This is a genomic window from Paralimibaculum aggregatum, assembly GCF_030270585.1.
Lineage (GTDB): Bacteria > Pseudomonadota > Alphaproteobacteria > Rhodobacterales > Rhodobacteraceae > Thermohalobaculum > Thermohalobaculum aggregatum.
This window is the reverse complement of record NZ_BSYI01000172.1, coordinates 1-301: the sequence shown is the minus strand read 5'-3', so window position 1 is coordinate 301 and position 301 is coordinate 1. Positions and strand designations below refer to the sequence as shown.

General features: G+C 75.4%; 1 protein-coding gene. It reads left to right on the top strand.

What is annotated here, in order from left to right:
* Positions 1-301 (top strand): autotransporter domain-containing protein (locus QSJ97_RS24820; protein WP_285675181.1); only part of this gene is annotated, 301 nt, incomplete at both ends.

The window sequence follows — 301 nt, the reverse complement described above, 5'->3', positions numbered from 1 at the left end:
CGGCTCGACGCGCTGTTCGACTGCGACAGCGCCGCCGGCACCGCGATCGAGCGCCCGGGCTCCTGCCTGCGCGCCCTCGGCGGGCTGTCGCGCCAGGACCAGGACGGCAGCGGCACCGCCTTCGGCTACAGCGGCACGGTGCTGACCGGCGGCCTCGCCGGCCAGATCGACCTCGGCGACGACTGGACCCTCGGCGGCGTGCTCGGCTACGAGAACGCCGATTTCTCCGGCGAGCGCGGCTATGGCGGCGCCGATGGCGACACGCTCTTCGCCGGGCTCTCGGTGACCCGGGCCTTCGGCG